This is a genomic window from uncultured Marinobacter sp. (assembly GCF_947488835.1).
Classification (GTDB): domain Bacteria; phylum Pseudomonadota; class Gammaproteobacteria; order Pseudomonadales; family Oleiphilaceae; genus Marinobacter.
In genome coordinates this window covers 337,918-363,615 of the sequence record NZ_CANLBK010000003.1, presented here as the reverse complement: position 1 = coordinate 363,615, position 25,698 = coordinate 337,918, and the positions used below count along the sequence as shown (strand labels likewise).

The following is a 25,698-nucleotide window of genomic DNA, read 5'->3' as shown; positions in this document are numbered from 1 at the left end:
ACGAAAATGGCTGAGCAACCGGCAAACCAATCGGCACCCAAGCGCAGCAACGCGCGGGTTATCGGCTGGTGTCTTGCCAGCGTGGCGGGAATGTTTGCCTTCGGCTTTGCGCTAGTGCCTCTGTATGACGTGTTCTGCGAAATCACCGGTATTAATGGAAAGACCAGCGGGCGCTATGAGTCTACCGAGCGCTCAGTAGCCGACATGAGCCGTACCATTAAAGTGCAGTTTCTGGCCCAGAACGGGCCGGACATGCCTTGGATATTCCGACCGGTTGCGCGCAGCGTTGAGGTTCACCCCGGAGAGGCCACGACGGTAAACTTCTATGCCGAGAACCCGACCGATCGGGACATGGTTGGCCAAGCGGTGCCCAGCCTGTCGCCATCGGAAGGTGCCTTGTATTTCCACAAAACTGAATGCTTCTGTTTTAACCAGCAGCCATTGTCCGCGGGCCAGAATACGGAAATGCCACTGGTATTCATTGTCGACCAGGATCTGCCCAGCCACATCACCAAGCTGACACTGTCTTATACGCTTTATGATCAGGGCGAGCCGCAGGCAGCCGTAACAAAGACTACAAGTACAACAAACAAAACAATAATCGATAACGGATAAGCCATCGGAGATTGCTATGGCGGACTATCAGAGCTATTACGTTCCTGAACAGAGCAAGTGGCCTATTGTTGCCACGGTGGGCCTTGGGGTCATGCTATATGGTGCGGCCTCGATCATGGTCGACAGCAACCAGGGCAACAGCACCGGTACTGCCTGGATGATTTTTTGGGCCGGCGTACTGGTTATGATTTACATGCTGTTTGGCTGGTTTGGTAGCGTTATTAAAGAGAGCCGTTCTGGCCTTTACAGCCCACAGATGGACCGTTCATTCCGCTGGGGCATGAGCTGGTTTATATTCTCGGAAGTCATGTTTTTTGCCGCATTTTTCGGCGCCCTGTTCTATGCCCGGGTGTTTGCCGTGCCCTGGCTCGGGGGTGAGGGCGATCGCGGCAGTTCCAACATGCTCTGGGAAGGCTTTCAGGCTACCTGGCCGTTGATCAATAACCCGGATCCGGAAGCTTACCCTGCTCCAGAATCCGTTATTGGTCCTTGGGGTTTACCACTGATAAACACCATTCTTCTTGTAACTTCGTCGTTCACTATCACGGTTGCCCATCACGCCATCAAAGCGGACAACCGCAAGAAACTGAAAATCTGGCTGGGTGCGACCATCCTGTTGGCGCTGGTGTTCCTGTTTTTCCAGGCCGAAGAGTACATGCATGCCTATCAGGATCTTAACCTTACGCTGCAATCCGGCATTTACGGCAGTACCTTCTTCATGCTCACCGGCTTTCACGGCTTTCACGTGATGCTGGGAACATTGATGCTGATCATCATGTTTATACGCATTCAAAAGGGGCATTTCACCGCAGATAGCCACTTCGGGTTTGAAGCGACATCCTGGTACTGGCACTTTGTGGATGTGGTTTGGTTGGGCCTGTTTGTGTTCGTATATGTCATATGAGGCGCTAGGCGTTTGTATTCAGGGGGTCGGGTGCAGTGTCAGGCCCCCTTGCCAGAGAGACAGCAGAATAACGGCTAGCAGAAGCACGCTCAGCGTTACCCGCACCGCGAGGGAGTTCACCACCCGATTGGTCTTGCCGCCGTCTTTGATGAGAAAGAAAAGACCACTGAAAAGGCTGATGATAACGGCGAGCATGAGGAAAATGATAAGGGCTTTGAGCATAAAAGAGTCTCTGGTTTTTGTTCTGATTAAAGCCAGAAACACTATAGCAGACCATGACTGAGGCGCAGCAAAACACTCGAAAATGGCAGCTGAACTGGCGGTTGATGATGTTTACAGGCGCCTTTCTGCCGCTGCTTATTGGCTTGGGTATCTGGCAACTGAACCGGGCCGAGGAAAAGCAGATTCTGCTTGAGCAGTGGCAGCAAGAAGCACAGGATCTTGATTGGCCGGAACAGGTGGCCAGCGGGCTTGATAGCGGCAGGCCCATTACAGTTACCGGGCTTTACGACGAGCGCAGCTGGTTGCTGGATAACCGAACCCGCGATGGCATTGCAGGTTACGAGGTTCTGACGGTGTTTTACCCACTGCAGGGCCCTGCGGTTCTGGTTAACAGAGGCTGGGTTGGGGCACCGAGAACGCGAAATCAATTGCCGGATGTGAGCCCCCCCGAAGGTGTCTTCAGCTTAACCGGACGGATAAGCCCTTACCCGGAACCGCCGGTACTGTCCTCAAAATCGGCAACTGACGAAAGTTGGCCCCGCAGAGTGCAGGCATTACCCGGGTCGGTTGCAAGAGCTGAAATCCCTGAGTTGCCTGGTGCTATTATCCGGCTTGCGAGCGGCGAGCAGCCTGGCGCCTATCGTGCGGATTGGGAACCAGACCTCATGGGGCCACAAACCCACTACGGATATGCAACACAATGGTTTGCGCTTGCACTGGTGCTGACTATATTGAGTGTAGCGGCGAGTTATCGAAAGACAGGAACCAATAATGACAATGACGATGGTTAACGGGTTACCACAGCAAGAAGAAAAAGAAGGCCCAACCCCCGAACAAGTTCGCAGGGGCCGACGTACAGCCATGTTGTTGTTTGCCCTGGGGTTCGGGCCAATGATTCTGGCCACTATCATGTTCTACACCGGCTGGCTGAATCCCGCAGGGCATACTAATCACGGGGCGCTGATCAGTCCGACGGTGCCTGTGGCCGAGCTCAACCTTGAGACGCTTTCGGGCGAGCCGCTGGCCAATCGGTTTGTCGCTGGTAAAACAGATCCTCAGTGGTTGCTTGTGGTTGCTGCGGGCGAATGTGACACCCGCTGCGAAGAACTGCTCTACCTCGCGCGGCAAGCCAACATTGCCTTGGGAAAAAACGCTAACCGAGTATCGAGAGCCGCCGTTTTAGGCGGAATTACCGGTGATCTCGCGGCACGCTGGCCAACCGAGTATCGTTTGATGGAACGCCTGAGGCCTGTACCCGGTAAAACATCTGCCTGGCCTGCTGGAATCAATCCGGAAAGTGAGCCGCGCATCCTGCTCATCGATCCCTTTGGCAACGTGATGATGCATTACGGCCCCGAGAATTCCGGTAAGGACATCCTCAAAGATCTGAAGCACTTGCTCAAACTGTCACAGGTGGGCTGAGCCTTAGCCCGGAGGAGTTACCTTGACGCATCTGTCTACCGGCAACCAGCCTAACGCCAAAGCCATGGCAAACTGGGCGACTTTCTCAGTTCTTCTCGCCATTGTTGTCATCATGCTGGGCGCCTGGACCCGGCTGGTGGATGCCGGGCTAGGTTGCCCCGACTGGCCCGGGTGTTATGGCTTCATAACCGTGCCCCAAAGCGAGTCGCATATAGCCATCGCCAATGCCCGGTTCCCGGACACGCCGGTGGATGTAGCTAAAGGCTGGCCCGAAATGATCCACCGGTACGCCGCTGGCACATTGGGGCTGGTGGTGTTCGGGCTGGCAGCAAGTGCCGTGCGGAAGCGCCGCAGCGGTGTACCTTTCAAACTGCCTTTGTTCATTGCAGGGTTTATTCTGCTGCAGGGTGCGTTTGGTATGTGGACGGTTACCTTGAAGCTCTGGCCTCAAGTGGTCGCGCTTCACCTTCTTGGCGGCTTTACCACCTTGAGCTTGCTCACCTTGCTGGTGCTGCGGCTAAGAAAGTTCTCTGCAACGCAGGCCAGCTCTGCCCCCGAAGAAACCCCGAACCCCTCGGCGCAAAGGCCCCACATCGCGAAACTCCGTCCCTGGCTCTATGGCGGCTTGTTGCTGGTTATTCTGCAAATTGCCTTGGGCGCCTGGACGGCAGCCAACTATGCCGCCGTAGCCTGTACCGACTTGCCCACCTGTCAGGGTGAGTGGTGGCCAAGAGATATGGATTTCCAGCATGGCTTCGATATTACCCAGCATGTGGGCCCCAACTATCTGGGTGGGCAACTCACAGCTCATGGGCGGGTGGCCATCCACGTAACCCATAGAATCGGTGCTTTGGTGGTTCTGGGGTATTTCGCAGTTCTACTGACTCTGATCTGGCGCAGAAGCGCCAGTCGCGAACTGCGCCGCCCGGTGCTGTTTGTTTCTGCAGCGCTGGTTGCGCAGATTACCCTTGGGCTCGCCAACATTATTTTCCATATTCCCCTGCCGATCGCAGTGGCCCACAACGCCATGGGCGCCGGGCTGCTACTATCGGTGATATACCTGATCTGGCAGCACAATCTGCTGCCGCAGGCACATGCTGCAAGAGCAACACCTACAACAATAATGCATCAGGAGATTACGGCATGAGTGAGCAAGTGGACGTACTGCCGGCCCGCAACCCAACCAGCCAATCCGCACGTGCCATATCCTGGCGAGATTATCTGGAGCTGACCAAGCCCAACGTAGTGGCCTTGATGATCCTGACATCAGCCATTGGTATGCTCTTGGCCACCTCCGGCCTGCCCAGCCTGAGCGTGCTGATCTGGGGCAACATGGGCATAGCCTTTCTTGCCGGTGCCGCCGCCGTGGTCAACCACGTGGTCGACCAGAAAATAGATACCGTCATGGCCCGCACCCGCAAGCGCCCTGTGGCTACCGGTAAAATCTCTCCGGTAGAAGCAATCCTGTTCGCCACACTGCTGGCCAGTGTAGGCATGGTGGTATTGATGTGGCAGGTGAACCATCTCACCGCATGGCTCACCCTGGCCTCACTGGTAGGTTACGCCGGCATTTATACCCTGTTCCTGAAGCGGGCAACGCCCCAGAACATCACCATCGGCGGCCTCGCCGGTGCCATGCCGCCGTTGTTAGGTTGGACAGCGGTAACCGGCCAGGTGGAAGGCCACGCTCTGTTGCTCGTTCTCATCATCTTCGCTTGGACGCCCCCACACTTCTGGGCCTTGGCGATTCACCGCAAAGAAGAATACGCCAAAGCCGGTATCCCAATGTTGCCGGTCACCCATGGTAATAAATTCACCGAATTACATATCCTGCTCTACACCCTGATGCTGCTGGCAGTCAGCCTGCTACCTTTCGTCACAGGTATGTCCGGCTGGATATATCTGGCGGGTGCCCTGGTTCTCGGCCTGCGCTTCCTCCAGTACGCCATAAAACTGCTGAAAGGCGACGATCGCCGGGTTGCTTTAAACACCTTCAAATACTCCATCACTTACCTGATGGCCCTGTTTGTGGTACTCCTTGTAGACCACTATGTATTTTTCTGAGGCCGGAAAATTTTACGGGGAGGAGGGGGGATGCCTTTTCTGGCGGGAAAAAGATGTCTGAGCGCAGCGAGTTGTTTTTCCCAGAAGAAAAGGCATCCCCCCTCCTCCTTGGCACACTATCAAACCGGCCAAGGCAGTTAACTGGAGCAATAATGAATCGTTCGCTAAAGGTCACGCTGTTTGTACTTCTGCTATTGGTTGTACTCGTATTTGGCTTGGTCATAGGTCGGCAGGTATTTTTGGTGGATAGTGGGGAGCCAACACCCGCTCCGAATCTGGCTGAAATGAACACCTATGTTTATGACCAGCCGCGGCCGTTGGCCGAGTTCACCCTCACAAATGAAAACGGCGAAACCGTTACCCGCCAAAACCTTCGGGGGAAGTGGACCTTTGCGTTTGTGGGCTACACCAATTGCCCGGATATCTGCCCGGCGGCCATGGCCAACCTGCGCCGCACCGACAAACTACTGTCGAAAGACCTGCCTCAGCCGGATTACCTGCTGGTCACAGCCGACCCGGAACACGACACCCCTGAAAAGCTGAAAACCTATACCGGATTTTTCGGCGAAGACTTCCACGGGCTGACAGGGGATCTGGAAACATTGCGTGCACTGGCGCAAAGTCTGAGTGCCGTGTTTGTACACCGAGACGTCGACGGTGAGCTGCTTGTAGATCACAGCGGGCATTTTGCGTTGGTGAATCCGGACGGCCAGCTGGCGGCATTGATTCAGCCACCCCATAACCCGGAACAACTGGCGGAAGCCTATGAGCGCATCTACCTTTGGGCCAAAGCCAACAGTGAAATCCCGCGCACCTGAGGCGGATAAGCAGCCTGTTCTGCTAAGGTCAAACTGACATAGCGGCGCGACTCGCATAGACTGCCCGGCTGACAACGCACTCGCCGGAACTGACAGTATGTACAAGCAGAACACCACAACCCTGAAAGAACTCTTTGGCGTTCTGGCTGCGGGTGCCATTGTGCTTATGGTTGTGCACACGCTGGGCCGCTTTGTTTACACCCCACTGCTGCCCTATCTTATAGAAGATGGTCAGCTCACCGCGCCAGAAGGCGCCGCGATCGCCACCTGGAACTATTTAGGCTATCTGATGGGTGCCATGCTGGCGATTCGCTGGCATAGGGTTAGCCATATCCGCGTATTGCTGCCCGCGTTTCTCGTCGTTCACGTTGTAACCACGATCTTCGTTACCCAAACGGACAATCTAACCGCTATCTCGGCCGCCCGCTGGATGAATGGCGTCGCTAACGGTGTCGTGTTTGTACAAGCACCTGCGCTGATTCTTGAGTGGCTGGTATTGCGTAATCGTTCCAGCATGAGTGGGCTTGTATACATTGGCGTGGGTCTGGGCTTGCTGCTCTCCAGTGGACTGGTTACCGGCACTGCAGATTGGCTGGAAGGTGCTGCGCGCTGGTGGCCAGTGGCTCTGGCATCCATTCCTTTGGCTATTTGGGGCGCTCGCCGCTTGATAATGCTCGATGTGCCAGATCAAGTGCCTGGTAATGATGGCAAGGTGAAAGCCAAAACCCCGTTAATAGATCGCGCCAGCATTCCTTTGTTTCTGTCGTACGCAGGCGCAGGTCTGGGTTACATCCTTCCCATGACCTTTCTGCCACTGCTGGCAAAGCTCGAGCTCGAGGCCGAACACTGGCTGCTTGATGGGGCCTGGCTAATCGTAGCCCTGTGTACAATTCCTGCCGCCTGGGTGTGGAATAAGCTGGGCACGAAAATGGGCGATATACCCGCGTTGAAGCTGAATTTCCTGATTCAGCTTGCGGGTGTGCTGGCAGCCGTTGTCGTACCCGGCGCCCTTGGCCTGTTGTTATGTGCAGCCCTGGTAGGAAGCACTTTTCTGGGAACGGTGCTGCTCACCCAACGGCTTGGGCGTGCCCTGCATCCACATCAGGGGCCCCGGCTGTCTGCGGCCATGGTCGCCCTCTACGGATTCACCCAAATGGCTGGACCTTGGCTAACCAAACAGTGGCTCGACGCCGGTGGCACTCTGGTATCCGCCTTCGGCATAGGTGTCGGGGCGCTGGTTTTCGGATTACTTTTTGTGTTTTTTGTTCCCAGGCCTGAAGCCTGGCACGCAAGAACAATTCCGCACGATTGATAGCCGTGCTCCCAATAGACCGCATCCTCCCAGAGCTAAAACAAACCCTGCAGCAAGCCACCACGGCCCTGCTGCAGGCACCCCCGGGCGCAGGTAAAACTACGCGGGTACCTTTGGCACTGCTGGATGAACCTTGGGTGCAAGGCGGTAAAATCCTGATGCTCGAACCCCGGCGGTTGGCAGCTCGTTCTGCGGCCAGATTTATGGCGTCGCAGCTGGGTGAACAGCCCGGCCAAACCGTCGGCTACCGCACGCGGCTGGATACCAAAATATCTGGCGCGACACGCATAGAAGTTGTGACCGAAGGCATTCTCACCCGGCTGATCCAGAGCGATCCCATGCTGGAAGACTACGCAGCTGTGCTCTTCGATGAATTCCACGAACGCTCCCTCCAGGCCGATCTCGGGCTGGCATTGGTACGAGAGACACAAGACGCATTGAGGGAAGATCTTCGAGTACTGGTGATGTCCGCCACACTGGACACCGCGCCCATTGCCCGCCTGCTCGGAGATGTACCGGTATTGAGCAGTGAAGGCCGAGCCTTTCCTGTGGAAGTGTTCTATCGCCCGGCGGCAAGCACGCAACGCTACCCGAGACTGGTGGATCAAGTTGTAGCGGTGGTTACCGAAGCTCTGGCGCAGCAACCTGGCTCGGTGCTGGTGTTCCTGCCGGGCGCAGGAGAGATTCATCGGGTGGCCCAAGCGTTGACCGGGCAGGTGGCCTCGAACGTTGTCATCGCCCCCCTGTTCGGCAACCTGAAAGCTGCAGAGCAGGACCAGGCCATTGCGCCAGCCGCTGCATGCACTCGCAAAGTAGTACTGGCAACCGCCATCGCAGAAACCAGTCTGACCATTGAAGGCGTGCGGGTGGTGGTGGACAGCGGCCAGCAACGCCGGGCTGTGTTTGACCCAAATAGTGGCATGACACGGCTGATTACTGGCCGGGTTTCCAAAGCTTCTGCAGAGCAACGCAAGGGTCGCGCAGGCCGGGTAGAACCGGGTGTGTGTTACCGGTTATGGAGCGAGTCGGAACAGTTCGGGCTGGCGGATTTCACGCCACCGGAGATTCGCGAGGCCGATCTGGCCCCGCTGGTGCTCGAGTTGGCCCAATGGGGTGCCAGAACACCGGATAACCTGGTGTGGATCGACTCGCCGCCACCTGCCCATTGGCAGCAGGGTGTGGAGCTGCTGCAGTGGCTGGACATGCTGGATGATGCAAGCGCAATCACCGAGCACGGCAAATCAGCGCGGGGGTTGGGCATTCACCCCAGGTTGGCCCACATGGTCATACTCGGGCGATCGCTTGGGCTGGGCAAGCTGGCGGCGGAGCTAGCCGCGCTATTGGAAGACAGGGACTTGCTGGGCCCGGGTGCCGGTGCCGACATGCATGAACGCATCCGAGCCCTTCGTGGAGAACGAGGTTCTCAGCGTATAGATCCGCACCGTCTTCAAGCTCTGCGCCAGCAGGCCAAGCGTTTGTCAGCGTCTGGCGACAATGGGAAGCGCGAACAAGAACTCATGCCAACGGCCACAGAAGTGGGACGCTTGTTGGCTCTTGCCTACCCGGATCGCATCGGCAAACGCCGTCCCGGAGATACACCACGCTACCAGCTCAGCAACGGCAAAGGTTCCCTTCTGCGAGACGACGACGGGCTGGCGCGGCATGAATGGCTGGTGGCTGCAGACCTGGACGGCAAGGCCAGAGAAGCACGGATTTATCTGGCAGCCCCGGTGGACCTGGCAACGCTGGAAGTCGATCTGGCGGCCCATATTCGTGAGCAGGATGAAGCGGAATGGGATGATAAACGCGGCACTGTTATCGCACGCAAAACGCGCCGACTGGGGGCGCTGGTCCTTGCCGAGAAACCGCTGGCAAAGCCGTCACAGGAGCTGATTCAGCAGGGCATACTCGCCGCCGTTCGGCGCAGAGGGCTGGATAACCTGCCCTGGACACCTGCTGCCCTGCAGTGGCAGGCGCGAGTCGCTTTGTTGGCCAGGCACTTTCCCGGCCAGTGGCCGGATGTCAGTGATCAAGCCCTGACAGACGCTCTGGAAGAGTGGCTTGGGCCCTTCCTGAGCGGCATCAGCCGCTGGTCTGATCTGGCTAAACTGAACCTGTACAACGCCCTGAACAGCTTGCTGGACTACCCGCAACAGAAGCAGCTGGGGGAACAGGCCCCAACCAGCCTGACCATCCCCACCGGCAGCTCCGTTACCCTGGATTACACCGCGGAGAATGGCCCGGTATTGGCAGCCAAGTTGCAGGCCTTATTTGGTTGGATAACAACGCCGACCGTTGCTGGTGGCAAGGTGCCAGTGCTGATTCATCTGCTTTCCCCTGCCCAGAGACCGCTGGCGGTTACGGCGGATCTGGCCAGTTTTTGGGTTAACGTGTACCCGCAGGTGCGCAAAGACACCCGCGGCCGCTACCCCAAACATCCCTGGCCAGAAGACCCACTAACCGCGGTTGCCCAGCAGGGCGTCAAAAGAAAGCCCCGCCAGTAATTACTTGATCATCTTCCGGCTGTTGCTGAGATACTGCTCGCCAGCTGTGCGCACGGTATCCGGATCCGCATGCTCGGAGGCCTTGTGGACTTTCTCCAGAGTATCCTCAAGCGCATCAATCTCGTCATCCAGCTTTTGCAGGGCATTTTCAAGAGTGTAGGTGAGCTGATGAACTTCGTTCATGGCTTCTGGAGTCAGATCACCGGCCAGCACTTTTTCCAGCTTGTTGTTGTAGTCGGAGAAGTTGGCAACGGCCTGCTCAAGGGTGTTTGAAGGCTGGCCTTTGAAGTGGTCGCTGTCGCCGGCAAATGCGGGCACAGCGATCAGCAGGGAGGCGGCTACGGCAGTAAACTGGCGAACGATTGTCATGGTAAGGCTCCGTGGTAAATTAATGCACAATGTAATGCGAATTATTATCAGTTGCGTTAATAAAAACCATGACCACCGTCAATTTAGCCCAGAAAAAACACTTGCGCCCAAGGTGAAACTGCTTAAAAATTGCCCACTTTACTCAGCGCGATCCCGCCCATGAATTTAGTATCATTTAATATTTTCCGCACACTTGGCTTTCCGGATACGACGGTATTGAAACCGGAGAATTACCTGCGCCATAAAGAACTGCTGCGCAATGCAGACTGGGTGCTATTCCCCGAATACTGGCAGCTCAATGCGCTGGTGCATGGCTTGAAATGCCGAGTGTTCCCCAGTGTTGCCAGCTACCGCATTGGCCACGACAAAGTGGAAATGACCCGAGCCTTTGAGGCGGTCGCGCCGGAGCATATCCCCTGGACCATCATTGAGGCCAACGGCCCGGAGGAGCGCGAGCATATATGGAGTGTTATGGCGCTGCCCTTTGTGGCGAAACTGCCGAAAGCCAGCATGGGCGAAGGTGTGTGGCTGATTGAAAACCATGACGACTGGCAGAAGTACTGCGATCGCACAGACGTTCTGTACGTTCAGGAGTATCTGCCCCTGGATCGCGATGCGCGCATTGTGGTGGTGGGCGATAAGGTTGTGACAGCCTATTGGCGCACCCAGGCGGAGCAGGGCTTTTACAACAATGTTTCTAAAGGCGGCAAGATCGATAACAGCCCCGTACCTGAGGTGATGACTGATCTCGCCCTGCGTCTGGCCCGGGAACTGGATGTGGATCACGCCGGCTTCGATATTGCTTTGGTGGAAGGCTACCCCTTTGTACTGGAATTCAACCGTTTATTCGGTAATCAGGGGTTGGGCCAGGGCAGCGATCTGAAAGACGCCATTCTGGAATATCTGCAACAGCAGAGTGAACCCCGGGACCCCGGTGGTTCCAACACCCCCGCGCCATTCCACCCTGTGGCGGTTTGAGCCCGGGGTTAGAGAGTTAGACAGCTAAAGGGTTACAGGTTTTCGTAACGGTTAATGTCGAAAATTCCTGCCTGCAGGGGCTGGTGCTCGCGGTGCCAAGCGGTAATGTCGTGAAGAATTTCCCAGAACTGCCGGTGGGTTCGGCGTACGCCCCATACGCCCACCAGAGATTCAAACGCCTTCGGCTCCTCCACTTTCAGGGCTTTCATCCGGTCTTTGAAGAGCTCCAGTTGCGAGGCCGGGATGTCGAAGATGAAATTGGGGTAGCTGCCGATGATTCCCGGGTAAATGGTCAGCTTGTCGTTCTCCGGCTGGTAGCGTGGATCTTCTCCCAGCAGGAAAGCGACATTGCTGTGGGCGCGGTCGCGAATAATCGTATAAACCGTGCGCTGCCCTTCCCCGTTGTGAACCCGCAAGAAGGTAACGTCTGGCAGGTAGTTGATTGCCGGGAGGAATTCGGCCCGGGTAGCGGCAATTTCAGACAGTACCTGGTCTGCATCCCGAATCCACTCTGGTTCGTCTTTGCGGCCACAGTCACTGCCACCACAGCGGTTGATAGGGTCATTCCGCTCTGCGTTCAGTTCGTGGAATTTCAACAGCATGCGAGCGCCGAGCTCCTCATTGAAAGCCGAGGTGGCATAGGGCACCTGTGAGGGGGCGGTATCGTCCATGCGGGCGTAGCTGTAATCCAGTTTTAGCGAACCTGAATCCTGATACCAGTTCCGTAAAACCCGATTGCGCTCACCTGGCGGTATCAACCTGAGGTAGTCCTGTTCACCGCCGTTCCGGATCAGGTCAAAGTAGAGCCGCGTTTGAACCTGATGGGCTACATTACCGAACACGTCAAAATTCACCACCAGTTCATAATAGGTGCGTTCAAACAGAGGGTAATCCATCCACCAACTGGTTAGCGGTACCTGACCGATAAGCCCCCGCTGTACTGAGGCATTGTCGTGGTGGCGGAATACCGTCAGCAGAGCGTTGGTATTGTTGCCGTCGCCATCCCAGATATGGTCGAGGGAAGCACCTTTTGGGTAGGCCTCCCGGTAGGCCTGGTTTCGCAGTTCATGGTAGCGGTTACGCTTGCCTTGATAGTCAATCCAGTTTTCCCCCAGATCCAGCAAAGCGCTGTCCTGGCCAGGTAGTGCCAGTAAGGGGCTTACCTTGTTGCGATACTCGGCATCGGTTAGGTAAAGATCGTCTTCCGGATCGTGATAGCTAACCCAAAAGTGATCCCGGATCACGTCGGTGGCAATCTGGCCGCGGCATACCGGCCCGCGAATGAAGGTGCGTGTGAAATACTCGGCGTTATCCAGCATGAACTGGTAGCGGACTTTTGCGGGTATGTCTGCGAAAGTCACAAACGGGTTGGCGCGACTATCCCGGCTGTAGTCTGGCAGGGAATCTACTTGCCAGTCGCCGGCTTCAAACAGCTCCCGGGTGCGTTCAAACGGCTTCTCCTCGAATGCGAAGGTAATGTGGCGCTTGTGCACAATGCTGCCAGCAACGGGCCTTAGGCGGTAATACACAGGGCCTTCGGGGTCGTCGTTGGGACGCCGGGTCGCAATCATGCCAATGGGTATGCCCGGCACCGTGTAGGAACGCACGATTTCAAAGAAGCGGGTGTCTGTGCCCTCATCCTCAAAATACAGATGCGCCAGATAGAGGTGTTCGTATACCCAGCGGCTGATCAATTGTTGGCGGGGGCTACGATCATTAAGCCAGGCCTCCCAACGGTTGATGTGACTCAGTTCGGCGTCAGTTGGTTTGATAACCAACGGGCTGATAGCCCCACCCTGGTTAAGCCAGCCGGTGAGCGTGGCGTATTCGTCGTCGGTGAGACCGGTTACGGCCAGCGGCATGCCTTCGTAGGGGTGGTCGCTGGCGTAGTCGGAGAAGTCTTCGTTGCTGACACACTGGTTAGCGCGGGACAGACCGAGCTCTATGTTGTCGGGCAGTTTGCTGTTGGGTGCAAACTCATACTGTTTGCCCAAGCGAATCATATTCTCGAACAGGCTGCGGGTTTGGTCGCCTCGGGCCAGCACGGAGTAGAAACCCATTTCTCGCCACTGTTGTTCGGTTTGGGCATCAATCCCAAGGCGCGTGGTTTGTTGGGTTTCAAAGCGGCCGCCATCGTAAACCGGATCTTTGTGGGCACCTCGAATCAGGCCGTCGGAGTATTCCATTTTGAGCTGACATGGGGCATCAAAGCAGCTGTGACAGGCCAGGCACTTGGCTTCTACAATGGGGCGCACGTCGTCGTTGAAGCTGACGGGTTGGTGAGTTGCAGTGGGCAATGCCTGTTTGAATGTAGGTGGCGTGGTGTTTTCGGCGCAGCCCGCGAGAAATAGCAGGGTCAGAATTGCAGCTGCAATGAGTTTCGGCATTGGGGGCCTGTAGTCGTCTGAGTTTTGTGAATTATAGACGGTTGAATAGGGGTTCGCTAAGGCGCTTTTACTTTGGGGGTGGGCCGAGCAGCCGGGTGCCTTTTCTTCTGGGAAAAACAACTCGCTTCGCTCAGACATCTTTTTCCCGGCAGAAAAGGCACCCGGCTGCTCGGCCTGTCGGCCATTGTTAGGGCTTGCACTCCAGGTGATTTATATCCGGCTCAATTTGTTCGTTGCCCCTGATATCCGGGGCTTTTGGGAGGTTTGGCGGTTGTTCGGATTATGGGTAGATATGCTCATATCCGCAGGGTGGGAAAAGCCTGATTATCGCGCTTCTTGGTCAGGACCATTCAGGTTCTGGCGTTCGCGTTTACGCACTGTTTTTTGCCCCTGGGGGAAACACCATCCATGACCGAGTCAGCCAACGCTAACATCGCCGATTACTACACTGCCGAGACCTTTGAGCGGATCAAGGCGTTTGCAGATACCAAGGAAACACCGTTTGTGGTGATTGATACCGCCACCATCAATCGTCAGTACGACGAGCTGGTGGAGGGTTTTCCTTATGCGAATGTGTATTACGCAGTAAAAGCCAACCCGGCTCCGCAGGTTCTGACAATGTTGCGGGACAAGGGTGCGAGTTTTGATATTGCGTCGGTGTATGAGTTGGAAAAGGTGATGGGTCTTGGCGTGACCGGCGATCGGATCAGCTATGGCAACACCATAAAAAAGGCGCGGGATATTCGCACCTTTTATGAAAAGGGTGTTCGCATGTTCGCCACGGATTCCGAGGCGGATTTGCGCGTGATTGCCAAGGCAGCTCCCGGTGCGAAGGTGTATGTACGCATTCTGACCGACGGCACGCAAACAGCTGACTGGCCGCTTTCGCGCAAATTCGGTTGTGAGAGCGACATGGCCATGGACCTGTTGATTCTGGCCCGTGATCTTGGCCTGGTGCCTTACGGCGTGTCGTTCCACGTGGGTTCCCAGCAGCGTGAAATCGGTGCGTGGGATTCGGCGCTAAACAAGGTGAAGGTTATCTTTGAGCGTCTGAAAGAAGAAGACGGCATCGAGCTGAAGATGATCAACATGGGTGGCGGCTTCCCGGCAAACTACATCAACCGGACCAACGAGCTGGGTGTGTATGCTTCTGAAATCACCCGTTTCCTGAAAGAAGATTTTGGTGATGATTTGCCGGAAATCATTATCGAGCCAGGTCGTTCGTTGATTTCCAACGCAGGCGTTCTGGTGAGCGAAGTGGTTTTGATTGCTCGCAAATCCCGCACGGCTTTGCACCGCTGGGTGTTCACCGATGTGGGCAAGTTCAACGGTTTGATTGAAACGTTGGATGAAGCGATCAAGTTTCCTATTTGGACAGACAAGAAAGGTGAAGGCGAAGACTGCGTAATTGCCGGGCCAACATGCGATAGCGCCGACATCATGTACGAGCACCACAAATACCCGCTGCCACTGAACTTGGCTGTTGGCGATCGTATGTACTGGCTGTCCACCGGAGCCTATACAACCACATATAGTGCAGTAGAATTTAACGGGTTTCCTCCGTTGAAGGATTACTACATTTAAAGCCTGAGGGCCTGCTTCATTGGGGTGGGCCGCGAAGCGGGGTGTCTTTTCTTCTGGGAAAAACAACTCGCTTCGCTCAGACATCTTTTTCCCGGCAGAAAAGACACCCCGCTCCACGGCCTTCGGCCATTGGTGGGGGCGCTTTACTGACGTTGAAGATTAAGTTTTATTGCCAGTGGGGAGACTAGAACTCCGTAGGCAATCATTACGGCTATGGCGTGTCGAACGTCGCCGGTCCAGTCTGAGAGTACGCCTCCCAGCATGGGTACGGCGAAGGCTATGGTGTAGCCGACCAGAAAGTTGCCAGCGGACAATCTGCCGGTTTCATTGGCAGGCACCAGCAGTGGTGGTAGTGCCACCATCATGATTAACAGTATGCCCGCGGTGAAACTCATGAACGTTGCGCTGGCTATTGCCCACCATCCTGTAAACACCAACAACCCTATTGTTCCCAGCAGGCTGAGTATCAGCATGATGAGCAGTGGGGCTTTTCTGCCTACCCAGTAGCGGGCCATTTTCAGCATCAACAGAGAAGCAATTACCTGAGCGAAGTTGTACCAGAACAAGGCTTCGGTGAGGTTGTCGAATTCGCCTCTCTGTTCCAGCAATGCCGCCAGATAGGCGTTTACGCCGAAAAATAGAGAGCCGGATACGCCCAACAGCAAGCCTAGCTTCAGGGTGAGCGGGTTTTTCCAGTCGGGTAGCCAGGCAACCTTTTGGGTGGGTCTGGCCAGGTCGCGTTTGGGCAGGAACAGGGCTGCGGCGACCAGCAGTGCGGGTAATGACCATGCCAACATGGTGGCGCGCCAACTGTTGTCTAACAATGGCATGATGACCGGCAGGGTGATGCCTGCGCCGATGAATTCGCCCATCAGCATGCCGTTCATGTAGATGGCTGAGCCGAGTGCCAGGTTTTTGGGTTCCAGCCAGCGTGGCAACAGTGCCGGTAGCGCGGGCTGCATCATGGCGATGCCTATACCCATAACGGCGCTGGTGAGCATCAAGGTGAGGGAGTCTGGCGCCAAGCCTCGGCCAGCGGAGCCGATAACCATAATGAACATGGCCAGTGCCAGTGTATTGCGCGGGCCTATGCGGGCAATGGATAGAGAGCCAGGCATGGAGCCTATGGCCAGCATAAGGATGGGCAGTGTGGTCAGGGCACCGGTTAAGGTCTGAGACAGTGCCAGTTCATCACCGATAAACGGTGCAAGCGGTGGCGCAACCAGTATGGGAATGCGCAGGTAGACCCCGGCCAGCCAAAGTAAAACCGCCACCGGCAGCAGGCTTGCTGTCGATGGCGATGTGGATGGCGCGGGGTGTTCAGCTCTGGACAAGTAAGATTAGTCTTCGCTGGTATCCGGCAGGTAGGCGCCGTCTTCGTCGTGTACTTCCTGCCCGGTTACGGGCGGGTTAAACGAGCAGATCAAGCGCATGTCTTCAGTGCCGCCGCGCAGGGTGTGTTGATCGTGCTTGTCGAGGGCGTAAAGCGTGCCGTCTGAGATCTGGTGGGTTTCACCGGTGGCCTTGTCGGTAATGCTGCCATTGCCGGCTACGCAGTAAACCGCTTCCAGGTGGTGCTTGTACCACAGGTTCAACTCAGCACCGGCAGGGATGATCGTTTCGTGGAAAGAGAAGCCCATGCCGTCTTTTTTCAACAACATACGACGGCTGGTCCAACCTGGGCCGTGCACTTCACGTTCGGTACCGATGATGTCCTGAACTCGTACAATCTTCATGAGCATTCCTCGTTTATTGATGGAATAGCCTTACAGTATAAACACTCATTTCAGGTGCGATTCAACCGCCAGTCGTCATAAACAGCCATGCATTGCTCTATGGCGGTGTTAAAACGTTGCTGCTGAATGTCATCCAGAGGCTGCTGTTTACGGCATTTGTCCAAGGTTCTCTGAATAGTTTGACGGCTCTTTTTGTCGAGGCGTTCAAGCCAGTGGTGATCGGCCGGCTGCAGATCAAGTAGATCTCTGCCGGCGTGATTTCGATGGCTTATGTGCCACCAATGATCCACGGCTCGCCCCAGCACTACGTAACCAAATTGGCTGTCTTGCACAGGCCCGAACGTAGCTGTTTTCAGGCCGTCCTGGAGCAACCCAATATTCAGAACCGGCAGGGTGAACTTGCCGCCGTAGAAATAGCTCCCGGCTGCACCGAGCAGGCCGCCCACCAGAGCCCCGGTACCCAGTGATGAGCCCAGAGTCAGAGCGTCCAGCCCTGCTCCGCTGACGGCGCCCGCACCGAAACCGGCTGTGGCCAGATAGCGCCTGCTGACAGCCCAGTGTTTGCGGCTGTCTTCCGAGAAGAGGTCGTGGTCGCTGTGCCACTCAAGCTCGGCTTCCTGTCGCCGGATGCTCTGGTGCTGATACAGATGCTCAATGTGCACGCGTAGAGACTGTTCCCGTTGGCGTTGGTGTTGGTACCAGCGTTGCCGGAGTTGATCCGCAAGGGTGCTGTCGCTGGTGCCCGCGACTTGATCCAGCGTCAGCGTGCGCTTTTCCTTGAACGACATCATGTCATGCAGTGCTTTGGCGATGATGCCGGCCGCCTGGTGGCGACGCTGCTCGCGCTGGGCCGAGAGGTGATGTGTTGCCTGATCCAGAGGCTTTTCCCAGTCTGGCTCAAGCTGCCCAAAGGCGCGTAATAGGCTGAGATGTTGCTCGAACGGGGCGCGAACCGCATCGAACTTGCGTACAACCTGGAAGAATTGCCCTAGTGCGGCTTGCCAGGTGTCGCTGTAATCGTCGGGCCCGATGCTGTTGATCAGGGCCAGGCTGGGCTGGCCGGTCCAGCGCAGTATGGTCATCTCGGCTTCGTGCTCGGCACTGTAGGGCGCCGAGCCGTCCACCACATAGATAATGCCCGCGCCCTCAATCAATGGTGCAAGCAGTTCACATTCGTCAGTGAAGCGGCTGTCGTCCTGATGTTGCAGAACAAATGCACGAACCGTTTCGCCGTGGTCTGATGCAGAAACACTGTGGGCCTCAAGCCACTCGAGCACCCGCCTGGGGCGCTGAAAACCGGGTGTGTCCACCAGTGTGTAGAGAACCCTGCCATCCACACTCAGTGGGTAGGACTGGCGTTTGCGTGTAGTGCCCGGCTCCAGCGCAATGGCAATGCCATCGTTCTGGGAAAGGGTGGCCACCACACTGGATTTTCCTTTGTTGGGATGGCCTACAACGGCAAAAATGGGCGCTGTATTCATTCCATAACTCCCCCGTTCATACCGGGAACGGTTCCATGAGCCGGTATCAGGCTGACTGTTATAAATTCTGGCCCGGCCCGCTTGGCAAACCTCAGCCATTGCTGAACCTGATGGACATCTGGCTCCTGCTCAATGTGGGTGGCCAGTGGCAGCAAAGCGATCCGGACATCCTTTGGCCAGAGAGCTCTTGCACTGGTCAGATAGTCTTCCAGTTCCCCGGTGGGTGGCTCCCAACTGCGTACAACCAGAATCACGGAGCGACTAGACGCCTGTGCCAGTTGCTCGGCTACTTGCTCCAGCGTTTGCCGGTCTTCTTCCAGGGTCAGCCGGCCACCTGCTTTTGCAATCAGGCTTTTGCCGCTGCTAAGGGCATCCGGCAACTCCGGGTCGCCGGCGCCGGCCCAACACAGCACAATGCTGGCGTCCGGCAAGGGTTGTAGCTTGAGTTGCGTGTGTGTATCCGGTAAATCCGAGGCGTCGTTGTGTTCGTTTCCGGTATCCAGAGCCGGGGTTTCCATTCGATAAAGCAACGCCCGCCTGGCTGGGTGGTTGGCCAGCAGTTGTCGAGCCTTGCGCCTTATCAATACGCCCGACAAAAGGGCAAGAACAAGTCGGGGCAGTAGCGCCCAGGTTGACCAGAGCATGGCTATAAAGGGCCACCACTGGCCCCAGCGTGCCGGCTCCATGCTGCCCGCCCCCGCACCGGCTCGGAAAAATCGTGTGGCTTCCACGAGCGCCAAATCCGGCGCAGCAGCTGGCCAGATCGCGGCCCAAGGTGCGGCAATCGCAGCAATCAGGCTGTGATAACGGTTGGCATCGGTTTCAAGCGTAGTGCTCCAGCCAAACGCCAGGTCCTGCAGCACCACCATAACAAGTAACGTCGCGAGGCCGGCAAGGGCAAAACACAGCCCGCCCAACTGCGCGGCCCGTGCCATGAGCACAGGCTGAAGCTTGGTGGTCACCGTCGATTCCGGGTTGTTACGAAAGCGCCGGAGCAGCGCCCCCCAAGGTTGCCAGCCAGCGAGTGACTGAACCGTGGTCACTACTGCCAGTAATAGCTGAAAGGCGACAAAGGCAACAATCACGGTCACATTTATGCGTTGGCCACCGTCGTAAAACAGCAAGCCAATCATGGCAATTAACCCAAACACCGTGCCCGCAATCATGAAACCGCTGTTGATCCGCTGCCAGAAGCGCAGAGTGCCCGCCGAGGGGGGCGTGCCGGCACCCGGGCCACTCAGGTGGTTGATATGGGCCAGCCAGCGTTTCGGGGTAGGGGTTACCCCTTGTTGCTCGCAGGTCAGGGCAAACTTGCGATCCCGCCGGTGCAAAAATGCCGGCGCCTGGCCCTTGTCTCTTTGGGCGCAGGCATCAAAATCCAGCAGCAAGCGGAGGGAATGATCAGTCATGAACGGTTCCGGTGATGAATTCGGTCTTTGGGTCTATGGTGTTAGGATATCGGCATTACCCCATTCGATGCCAGATAACGAGTTGTCATGCCCCACCATTTGATGAATTTGCGCCACGTGCCCGACGATGAAGCCGAAGAAATCCGGGCTTTGTTCGAGGCCCACGACGTGCGCTTTTACGAGACCCCGCCTAGCCGCTGGGGCATCAGCATGGGGGGCTTCTGGGTGCACGACACCGAAGAAGCCGAAAGAGCCAAAGCCATACTGCATGAATACCAGTACCAGCGCACACAAACCCAGCGTGAAGCCTATGAAACCTGGCGCCTGCAGGGCAAGGGTGGCGGTATCTGGTACATGTTTCGGCAGAAACCCGTGCGCACGCTGGCGGCGTGTTTGGCAATTATTGTGATTGCCGGTTTTAGCCTGCTGCCGTTTATCCGAATCGGTTAATTTTCCCGAATGTCCGAAAATCGCTACGGTGTCCTGTTTTCAGGACAAACAAGCTGAAGCCGCCGCTCGTTAGTACTACTCCCCCTCCTTTGTTCGTTTATCCCGCGGATAGCAGTGTCCGGGAAGTCGGACAAAACCCCTCAATGTATTCGATGAATTTTAAGAATTGCTAATAAAAACATAAAGATAAAATAATGGCACAGGAAGCGCATGTGGGTTGTTTCGGGCCTTGGGCCCGGACATGTTCTTAACAACAACAAACAAGGAACGACCCATGAAACGTATCATGATCTGTACGCTAATCGGCGTGACAGGCATCGCCCTGAGTGCCTGCAATGACAGTAGTGACAGCAATAACAACAACCCACCTGAGGTAAACCAACCGCCTGAATTTATCCAGGGTGACATACTGCACACCCAATATGACGGCGTGACTGACGATCTTCTAACTGCCGGCCTCGGAGCTACGGGCCTTGGCAGTGCCACAGCACCTACGTTTGCTGATCCGCTTAACCCCTCTCCGGCTGAACTGCGTCAGCTTGCGATTTACAATAACTACCGGGCGCTTGTGGATACATCCCCAGGTGGTGGTTATGACGAGTTTTTTGGCCCCGGTGTCGGTAATCAAACAGAAGGCCTGATTCCGGGCCATGAATACCTGGCGTTTATGACCGTTGCAGGCAGCAGTGTGCCTGTTACGGTTATGGCTCAGGTTCCTGACAGTTTCGATGTTCAAAACCCATGCATGATCACTGCACCTTCGTCTGGCTCCCGGGGAATTTATGGTGCGATTGGTACAGCCGGCGAGTGGGGTCTGAAAAAGGGCTGTGCCGTGGTCTATACCGATAAAGGCAGTGGCACCGGCGCCCATAACTTGGAAACCAATACCGCGCAGCGTATCGACGGTACGCTCTCGTCTACTGATGAATCTGTTCAGTTTCGCGCGGATCTCACGGCCAGCCAGCGGAATGATTTCAATGCAGATTGGCCGGATCGATTTGCCTGGAAGCATGCTCACTCGAAAACTAACCCGGAAGCCGACTGGGGGCGCCATGTTCTTCAGTCTGTTGAGTTTGGGTTCTGGGTGCTTAACAAACAGTTTGGCAGTGATGACAACACCCGTGTTATTACGCCGGAAAACACTTTGGTTATAGCCTCCAGTGTTTCCAATGGTGGTGGTTCATCGGTTCGCGCGGCGGAGCAGGATACAAAAGGGCTGATTGACGGCGTGGCGGTATCAGAGCCCAACGTGAACCCGGCTGTAAGTACCAATTTTACCATTGTGCAGGGTAGCAATACGCCCATTGTTGAGCACAGTCGTAGCCTTCTGGAATACACCACAGCACTTGCGGTGTACCAGGGTTGCGCCAATCAGGCGCCGGCTATTCGTGATATTGCACCATTGAACGCTGCGTATAACCCGCAAGCTATTGGCGAGAATATCTGCACCTCATTGGCGCTTAAGGGGCTGGTTACAGGCTCCGATACTGATGCGCGTGCCACGGATGCACTGCGTATTCTGAATGAGGAGTTTGGTATCCAGCCCGAGCAGAACCTGCTGGCGCCCATACACTTTGCCTCCAACGTAGCTCAGAGCATTTCTATGACCTATGCCAACGCCTATGGCCGCGCGGGTGTGGAGGATCGTGTGTGCGGGCTTAGCCTGGCTGCGACGGATGGTACCGGGGCAGTAACTCCGCTTACCCCGGTTCAGGAAGCCGCAGCATTTGCAGTCAGCAACGGTATTCCGCCCACTGCAAAGGTTAATATTGTTTACGATGACGCCGTGGCTCCGTCGACTCTACTGACTGTCAGCAAATCCCCCAGCAGCGGCCTTACGGATTACGGTCTTGATGCATTGCTGTGCTTGCACGGTCTGGCCTTGGGTCGTGATGCGATCACTGGCGATGCGCTGACGGGTGCTGAAGCAGAGCTTGCCGAAGCCATCGCTGATGGTATTGAAGAGATCAGAGCTACCGGGGATCTTCGCGGCAAGCCGGCGGTATTTGTGACGGGGCGGTCGGATGCTATTTTGCCTATCAACCACACCTCCCGGCCCTATTTCGGGCTTAACCAGCAAGTGGAGGGAGCCGGCAGCGAACTCCGTTACTACGAAGTGCTCAACGCCCATCACCTGGACGTTCTGAACGGCTTCCCAGCGATTGGTGCCAGCTATGTGCCGCTGCATCACTACTATTTCCAGGCTCTGGATCTGGTTTGGGATCGCTTGACCAACGACACGCCATTGCCGCCAAGCCAGGTTGTTCGGGCCACGCCGCGGGGCGATGCAACACCGTTGGCCCAGAGCAACCTTCCGCAGATTGCAGCACAGCCGCCAGAGGTAGACCTTATCCGCCTGGTTGGTAGTGAGTTAATCATACCTGATTGATGGCGTTCGGGCCGTCCCCTGCCCCCTCCCATTTGCTCACCGTGCGGAGGGGGCCATATACTTCTGACAGAACATCCGGCATCGCCGGATGTCAGGGCTTTCACGATGAATGAAACTGACTCTGGCGGTAAGCATTACATGGCACAGTTGTTTGGTGATAAGAATAAAAAAGGGCTTACCCGGGATCTAATCGAAGCACTCTTTCCCATGTTTGAGGAGGCCAGCGCAGGCGCGATTGCAGTTGATCGCGAGTCCCGTATTACCTGGATAAACGTCAGCTATTCCGAGTTGTTGGGCTTGAAAGATCCGGCAGATGTGATTGGCCGCCAGGTGCGCCAGGTGATTCCCGAAACCCGCATGCCTGAAGTTGTGGAAACCGGCAAACCGCTGTTGCTGGATATTATGGAGTATCAACAGCAACAACTGGTGGTTACCCGGCTGCCATACTATGACAATGCTGGCGAGATTGAGGGCGCTGTAGCGTTTGTGCTTTACGACGACCTGCAACCACTTACGCCCCTGGTCAGTAAATACCGGCGCCTGCATCAGGACCTGGCGGCGGCCCGCAAGGCGCTGGCAAAAAAATCCCGGGGTACGCGTTATAGTCTTGGGGATTTTGTTGGCGCCAGCCCCGGAGCCCTCGAAGTCAAGCGCCGCGCGCGGCTTGCCGCCGGGCGTGAAATGGCTGTGCTGGTACTGGGTGAAACGGGCACTGGCAAAGAGGTGCTGGCCCAAGCGATTCACTCTGTATCCAGTCGCTCCGAGAAGCCGTTTGTGGGGGTGAACGTGGCGGCGATTCCCGATAATCTGCTGGAAGCCGAATTCTTTGGTGTGGCGCCGGGTGCTTACACCGGTGCCGATCGCAAACTGCGAGAAGGGAAGTTTCAGCTGGCTAACGGGGGCACGCTGTTTCTGGACGAAGTGGGCGACATGCCATTGCCGCTTCAGGCCAAACTCTTGCGGGTCCTGCAGGAAGGCGAAGTGGAGCCACTGGGCTCGAATAAGGTGACAGAGGTTGATGTCCGGGTTATCGCGGCAACCAGTCGTAATCTTGAGGCGATGATTGCAGACGGCAGTTTCCGTTCGGATTTGTATTACCGGCTTAACGTGCTGGAAATTCCCATACCACCTTTGAGAGACCGTATTGCAGACCTGGGGTTGCTTTGCGAAACCTTGCTTTGGGAAATTAGCGAGGGGCTGGATATGCGTGCGGAAATTACCGATGCCGGCGTAGCGGCTTTGGCCAGCTACGACTGGCCGGGGAATATCCGTGAGCTGCGTAATGTGCTTGAGCGAGCCCTGACCATGAGTGAGGAGGGCGGCGTACTGGATGCGGATGCCATGTTCAAAGTGTTGCCCCGCAGCAGCGCGGGCCCAGCTTCCCGAATTACACCCCGCCCTATCCGGCCCTTGGCCAGCATATTGGCTGAGGCGGAAGCCCAGGCGGTTGAAGAGGCTTTGGTTGCGAGCCGGGGTAACCGCACTCAGGCGGCCAAGTTACTGGGTATCTCCCGCTCGGTACTTTACGAGAAGCTGGCGAAAATGTCCTGATTCCCGGACAGGTGTCTTGGTATCAGTACAAGCACGTACGACCAGAGTTCAGTGTTGTCCTGGTTTCCGGACGGTTATATTTGTAACAGCTTTTCGGTTTTTGCTATATATCTGATATTTAAGGGAAAAAAATTATTGGCATGAGCTCTGCTATATCCCAAGTGCAGGACGTCAGAACAATTCAGAAATAAAGGCTGGCGCCACAAGTAAGACCCCTGATATACCATTGCCAACTTTATTCTGATTTTTCTGGCGTGAGTTCTGCCTAGGCTTTCCGAGCCAAAGAGGTCCGGACCAAAGTGGTCCGGACCGACTACAACAACAAGAAGGATCATCTTCATGTCTATCAAACATAAGCTATCGGGTTTGACACTGGGTATCACTGCTGCGGCGTTTATGACTGGCGCCTTGGTCAGCAGCAATGCTCTAGCTGCAGAAAAAGTTCGCTGGCAGGTGCCTCTGGCTTTCCCTTCACACCTTATAGGGCTCACAACGCCTGTAAAACACCTGACCGAAAATCTCAAAGCCATATCCGGTGGTGATATTCAGCTGCGTTACTACGAGCCGAACGAACTGGTTCCGCCGTTTGAAATCATGGATTCCGTAGGTGGTGGTAAATACCCCGCAGGCTACACCTGGGTTGGTTACGACCAGGGCACCATCCCCGCCTTGCCGTTGTATTCCGGTGCCCCTTTCAACATGGAGCCGCCCGCTTATCTGGCCTGGTACTACGAGGGCGATGGCCGTGCATTGCTGGAAGAAATCTATGCCAAGCGCAACATCCACCCCATGCTATGCAGCATCATCGGCCCTGAAGGCGCAGGCTGGTTCGCTAATCCAATCAAGGGCGTGGAAGATTTTGACGGCCTGAAAATCCGCTTTGCCGGAATTGGTGGCAAGGTTCTGGAAAAGCTAGGCGCTTCGGTAACCATGGTTCCGGGCGGCGAAATCTATCAGGCGCTGGAGCGTAAAACGATTGATGCGACTGAGTTCTCTCAGCCGGCCATCGACAAGATGCTGGGCCTGGACCAAATCATCAAAAACTACATCATGCCCGGTTGGCACCAAACTCTGACCACCTCCCACCTGTTGGTGAACAACGATGTATGGGAGAAGCTGGAGCCACAGAGCCGTGCGCTTATCGAAATGGGTTGTGAATCTGCCACGCTTAAAGGGTTTGCACAGAGTGAGTGGGCCCAGCCAACAGCACTGCGCGAGTACGAGAAAGAAGGCGTAAACGCCCAGACTCTGCCAGAGCCGGTACTGCGTGAGCTGCAAAAGGTCACGAATGAAGTATTGGATGAAATTGCTGCCAAGGATGAAATGTTCAATCGCGTACTGACCAGTCAGCGTGAATTTATGGAACATCACTCCATTTGGCACTCCAATGGCTACCTGCCACGGGATTTCTACAAGTACGACTGATCAACGGATGATGTTCATTGCGGGTAACGGTTGAACGCTGCCCGCTTCCTTCCCTGCATCCGGAAAATCCGAGGTTTT

Annotated in this window: 22 protein-coding genes; 15 read left to right on the top strand and 7 right to left on the bottom strand. The window is 56.0% G+C overall.

Annotated elements, in window-relative coordinates:
* Window positions 1-6 precede the first annotated feature (6 nt).
* Both Q0824_RS13115 and Q0824_RS13110 read left to right on the top strand, forming a co-directional pair.
* Window positions 7-615 (top strand): cytochrome c oxidase assembly protein, encoded by a 609-nt coding sequence (locus Q0824_RS13115; protein WP_298451368.1) that lies wholly within the window; start codon window positions 7-9, stop codon window positions 613-615.
* Window positions 616-631: 16 nt separating this feature from the next.
* A complete protein-coding gene (locus Q0824_RS13110) occupies window positions 632-1,519 on the top strand; it encodes a cytochrome c oxidase subunit 3 (protein WP_298451365.1) in 888 nt (295 codons plus the stop codon).
* 18 nt (window positions 1,520-1,537) lie between these two features.
* Here Q0824_RS13110 and Q0824_RS13105 read toward each other — a convergent pair whose 3' ends face one another.
* Window positions 1,538-1,741 carry a twin transmembrane helix small protein gene (locus Q0824_RS13105; RefSeq protein ID WP_298451362.1) on the bottom strand — a complete coding sequence of 68 codons (204 nt, stop codon included), beginning with the start codon at window positions 1,739-1,741 and terminating at the stop codon, window positions 1,538-1,540.
* 53 nt (window positions 1,742-1,794) lie between these two features.
* On the opposite strand from Q0824_RS13105, the gene Q0824_RS13100 reads away from it, so the two are divergent.
* From Q0824_RS13100 to hrpB, 7 genes are all read left to right on the top strand, one after another.
* Complete coding sequence (locus Q0824_RS13100; protein ID WP_298451359.1) at window positions 1,795-2,532, top strand: SURF1 family protein; 738 nt, start codon at window positions 1,795-1,797, stop codon at window positions 2,530-2,532.
* On the top strand, window positions 2,513-3,163 hold the full coding sequence (locus Q0824_RS13095; protein WP_298451355.1) for a hypothetical protein: 651 nt from the start codon (window positions 2,513-2,515) through the stop codon (window positions 3,161-3,163). The genes Q0824_RS13100 and Q0824_RS13095 overlap by 20 nt, the downstream gene beginning before the upstream one ends.
* Window positions 3,164-3,227: 64 nt before the next feature.
* Window positions 3,228-4,310: a COX15/CtaA family protein gene (locus Q0824_RS13090; protein WP_298451687.1), complete on the top strand. Its 1,083-nt coding sequence runs from the start codon at window positions 3,228-3,230 to the stop codon at window positions 4,308-4,310.
* Complete coding sequence (gene cyoE, locus Q0824_RS13085; protein WP_298451352.1) at window positions 4,307-5,227, top strand: heme o synthase; 921 nt, start codon at window positions 4,307-4,309, stop codon at window positions 5,225-5,227. Before Q0824_RS13090 ends, cyoE begins: the two co-directional genes overlap by 4 nt.
* A 152-nt stretch (window positions 5,228-5,379) precedes the next feature.
* Window positions 5,380-6,045 carry an SCO family protein gene (locus tag Q0824_RS13080; RefSeq protein ID WP_298451349.1) on the top strand — a complete coding sequence of 222 codons (666 nt, stop codon included), beginning with the start codon at window positions 5,380-5,382 and terminating at the stop codon, window positions 6,043-6,045.
* A gap of 97 nt (window positions 6,046-6,142) precedes the next feature.
* Window positions 6,143-7,357: a YbfB/YjiJ family MFS transporter gene (locus Q0824_RS13075; RefSeq protein ID WP_298451347.1), complete on the top strand. Its 1,215-nt coding sequence runs from the start codon at window positions 6,143-6,145 to the stop codon at window positions 7,355-7,357.
* Window positions 7,358-7,362: 5 nt separating this feature from the next.
* On the top strand, window positions 7,363-9,861 hold the full coding sequence (gene hrpB / locus Q0824_RS13070) for an ATP-dependent helicase HrpB (RefSeq protein ID WP_298451344.1): 2,499 nt from the start codon (window positions 7,363-7,365) through the stop codon (window positions 9,859-9,861).
* Here the strand turns inward: hrpB and Q0824_RS13065 are convergent, their stop codons facing one another.
* On the bottom strand, window positions 9,862-10,230 hold the full coding sequence (locus tag Q0824_RS13065) for a DUF6746 family protein (RefSeq protein WP_298451341.1): 369 nt from the start codon (window positions 10,228-10,230) through the stop codon (window positions 9,862-9,864). It lies immediately after the preceding gene.
* Window positions 10,231-10,389: 159 nt separating this feature from the next.
* Between Q0824_RS13065 and Q0824_RS13060 the strand changes: the two genes are divergently transcribed.
* Window positions 10,390-11,208 (top strand): hypothetical protein, encoded by an 819-nt coding sequence (locus tag Q0824_RS13060; RefSeq protein WP_298451338.1) that lies wholly within the window; start codon window positions 10,390-10,392, stop codon window positions 11,206-11,208.
* 32 nt (window positions 11,209-11,240) lie between these two features.
* Here Q0824_RS13060 and Q0824_RS13055 read toward each other — a convergent pair whose 3' ends face one another.
* Window positions 11,241-13,595: a fatty acid cis/trans isomerase gene (locus tag Q0824_RS13055; protein ID WP_298451336.1), complete on the bottom strand. Its 2,355-nt coding sequence runs from the start codon at window positions 13,593-13,595 to the stop codon at window positions 11,241-11,243.
* 408 nt (window positions 13,596-14,003) lie between these two features.
* Between Q0824_RS13055 and Q0824_RS13050 the strand changes: the two genes are divergently transcribed.
* The gene (locus Q0824_RS13050; RefSeq protein WP_298451334.1) at window positions 14,004-15,179 is read left to right on the top strand and encodes a type III PLP-dependent enzyme; all 1,176 of its coding nucleotides are present in this window, start codon (window positions 14,004-14,006) and stop codon (window positions 15,177-15,179) included.
* A 143-nt stretch (window positions 15,180-15,322) separates the two neighbouring features.
* On the opposite strand, the gene Q0824_RS13045 is transcribed toward Q0824_RS13050, so the two are convergent.
* From Q0824_RS13045 to Q0824_RS13030, 4 genes are read right to left on the bottom strand one after another with little or no spacing between them, the layout of a single operon-like run.
* Entirely contained in the window at window positions 15,323-16,513 is a 1,191-nt protein-coding gene (locus Q0824_RS13045) for an MFS transporter (protein WP_298451331.1), read from the bottom strand.
* Window positions 16,514-16,519: 6 nt separating this feature from the next.
* Window positions 16,520-16,915 (bottom strand): ectoine synthase, encoded by a 396-nt coding sequence (locus tag Q0824_RS13040; RefSeq protein WP_216006726.1) that lies wholly within the window; start codon window positions 16,913-16,915, stop codon window positions 16,520-16,522.
* Window positions 16,916-16,965: 50 nt separating this feature from the next.
* Window positions 16,966-18,396, bottom strand: a complete 1,431-nt coding sequence (locus Q0824_RS13035) for a GTPase/DUF3482 domain-containing protein (RefSeq protein WP_298451325.1) — start codon at window positions 18,394-18,396, stop codon at window positions 16,966-16,968.
* Window positions 18,393-19,805, bottom strand: a complete 1,413-nt coding sequence (locus tag Q0824_RS13030) for a DUF2868 domain-containing protein (protein WP_298451322.1) — start codon at window positions 19,803-19,805, stop codon at window positions 18,393-18,395. The genes Q0824_RS13035 and Q0824_RS13030 overlap by 4 nt, the downstream gene beginning before the upstream one ends.
* Window positions 19,806-19,892: 87 nt before the next feature.
* Here Q0824_RS13030 and Q0824_RS13025 point away from each other — a divergent pair, with 87 nt between their 5' ends.
* The 4 genes from Q0824_RS13025 (at window position 19,893) to Q0824_RS13010 (ending at window position 25,620) form a co-directional block, all read left to right on the top strand.
* Window positions 19,893-20,255: a DUF6164 family protein gene (locus tag Q0824_RS13025; RefSeq protein WP_298451319.1), complete on the top strand. Its 363-nt coding sequence runs from the start codon at window positions 19,893-19,895 to the stop codon at window positions 20,253-20,255.
* A 274-nt stretch (window positions 20,256-20,529) separates the two neighbouring features.
* The gene (locus Q0824_RS13020) at window positions 20,530-22,644 is read left to right on the top strand and encodes a 3-hydroxybutyrate oligomer hydrolase family protein (protein WP_298451317.1); all 2,115 of its coding nucleotides are present in this window, start codon (window positions 20,530-20,532) and stop codon (window positions 22,642-22,644) included.
* Window positions 22,645-22,782: 138 nt separating this feature from the next.
* The gene (locus Q0824_RS13015; protein WP_298451683.1) at window positions 22,783-24,195 is read left to right on the top strand and encodes a sigma 54-interacting transcriptional regulator; all 1,413 of its coding nucleotides are present in this window, start codon (window positions 22,783-22,785) and stop codon (window positions 24,193-24,195) included.
* A gap of 339 nt (window positions 24,196-24,534) precedes the next feature.
* On the top strand, window positions 24,535-25,620 hold the full coding sequence (locus Q0824_RS13010; RefSeq protein WP_298451314.1) for a TRAP transporter substrate-binding protein: 1,086 nt from the start codon (window positions 24,535-24,537) through the stop codon (window positions 25,618-25,620).
* Window positions 25,621-25,698 lie beyond the last annotated feature (78 nt).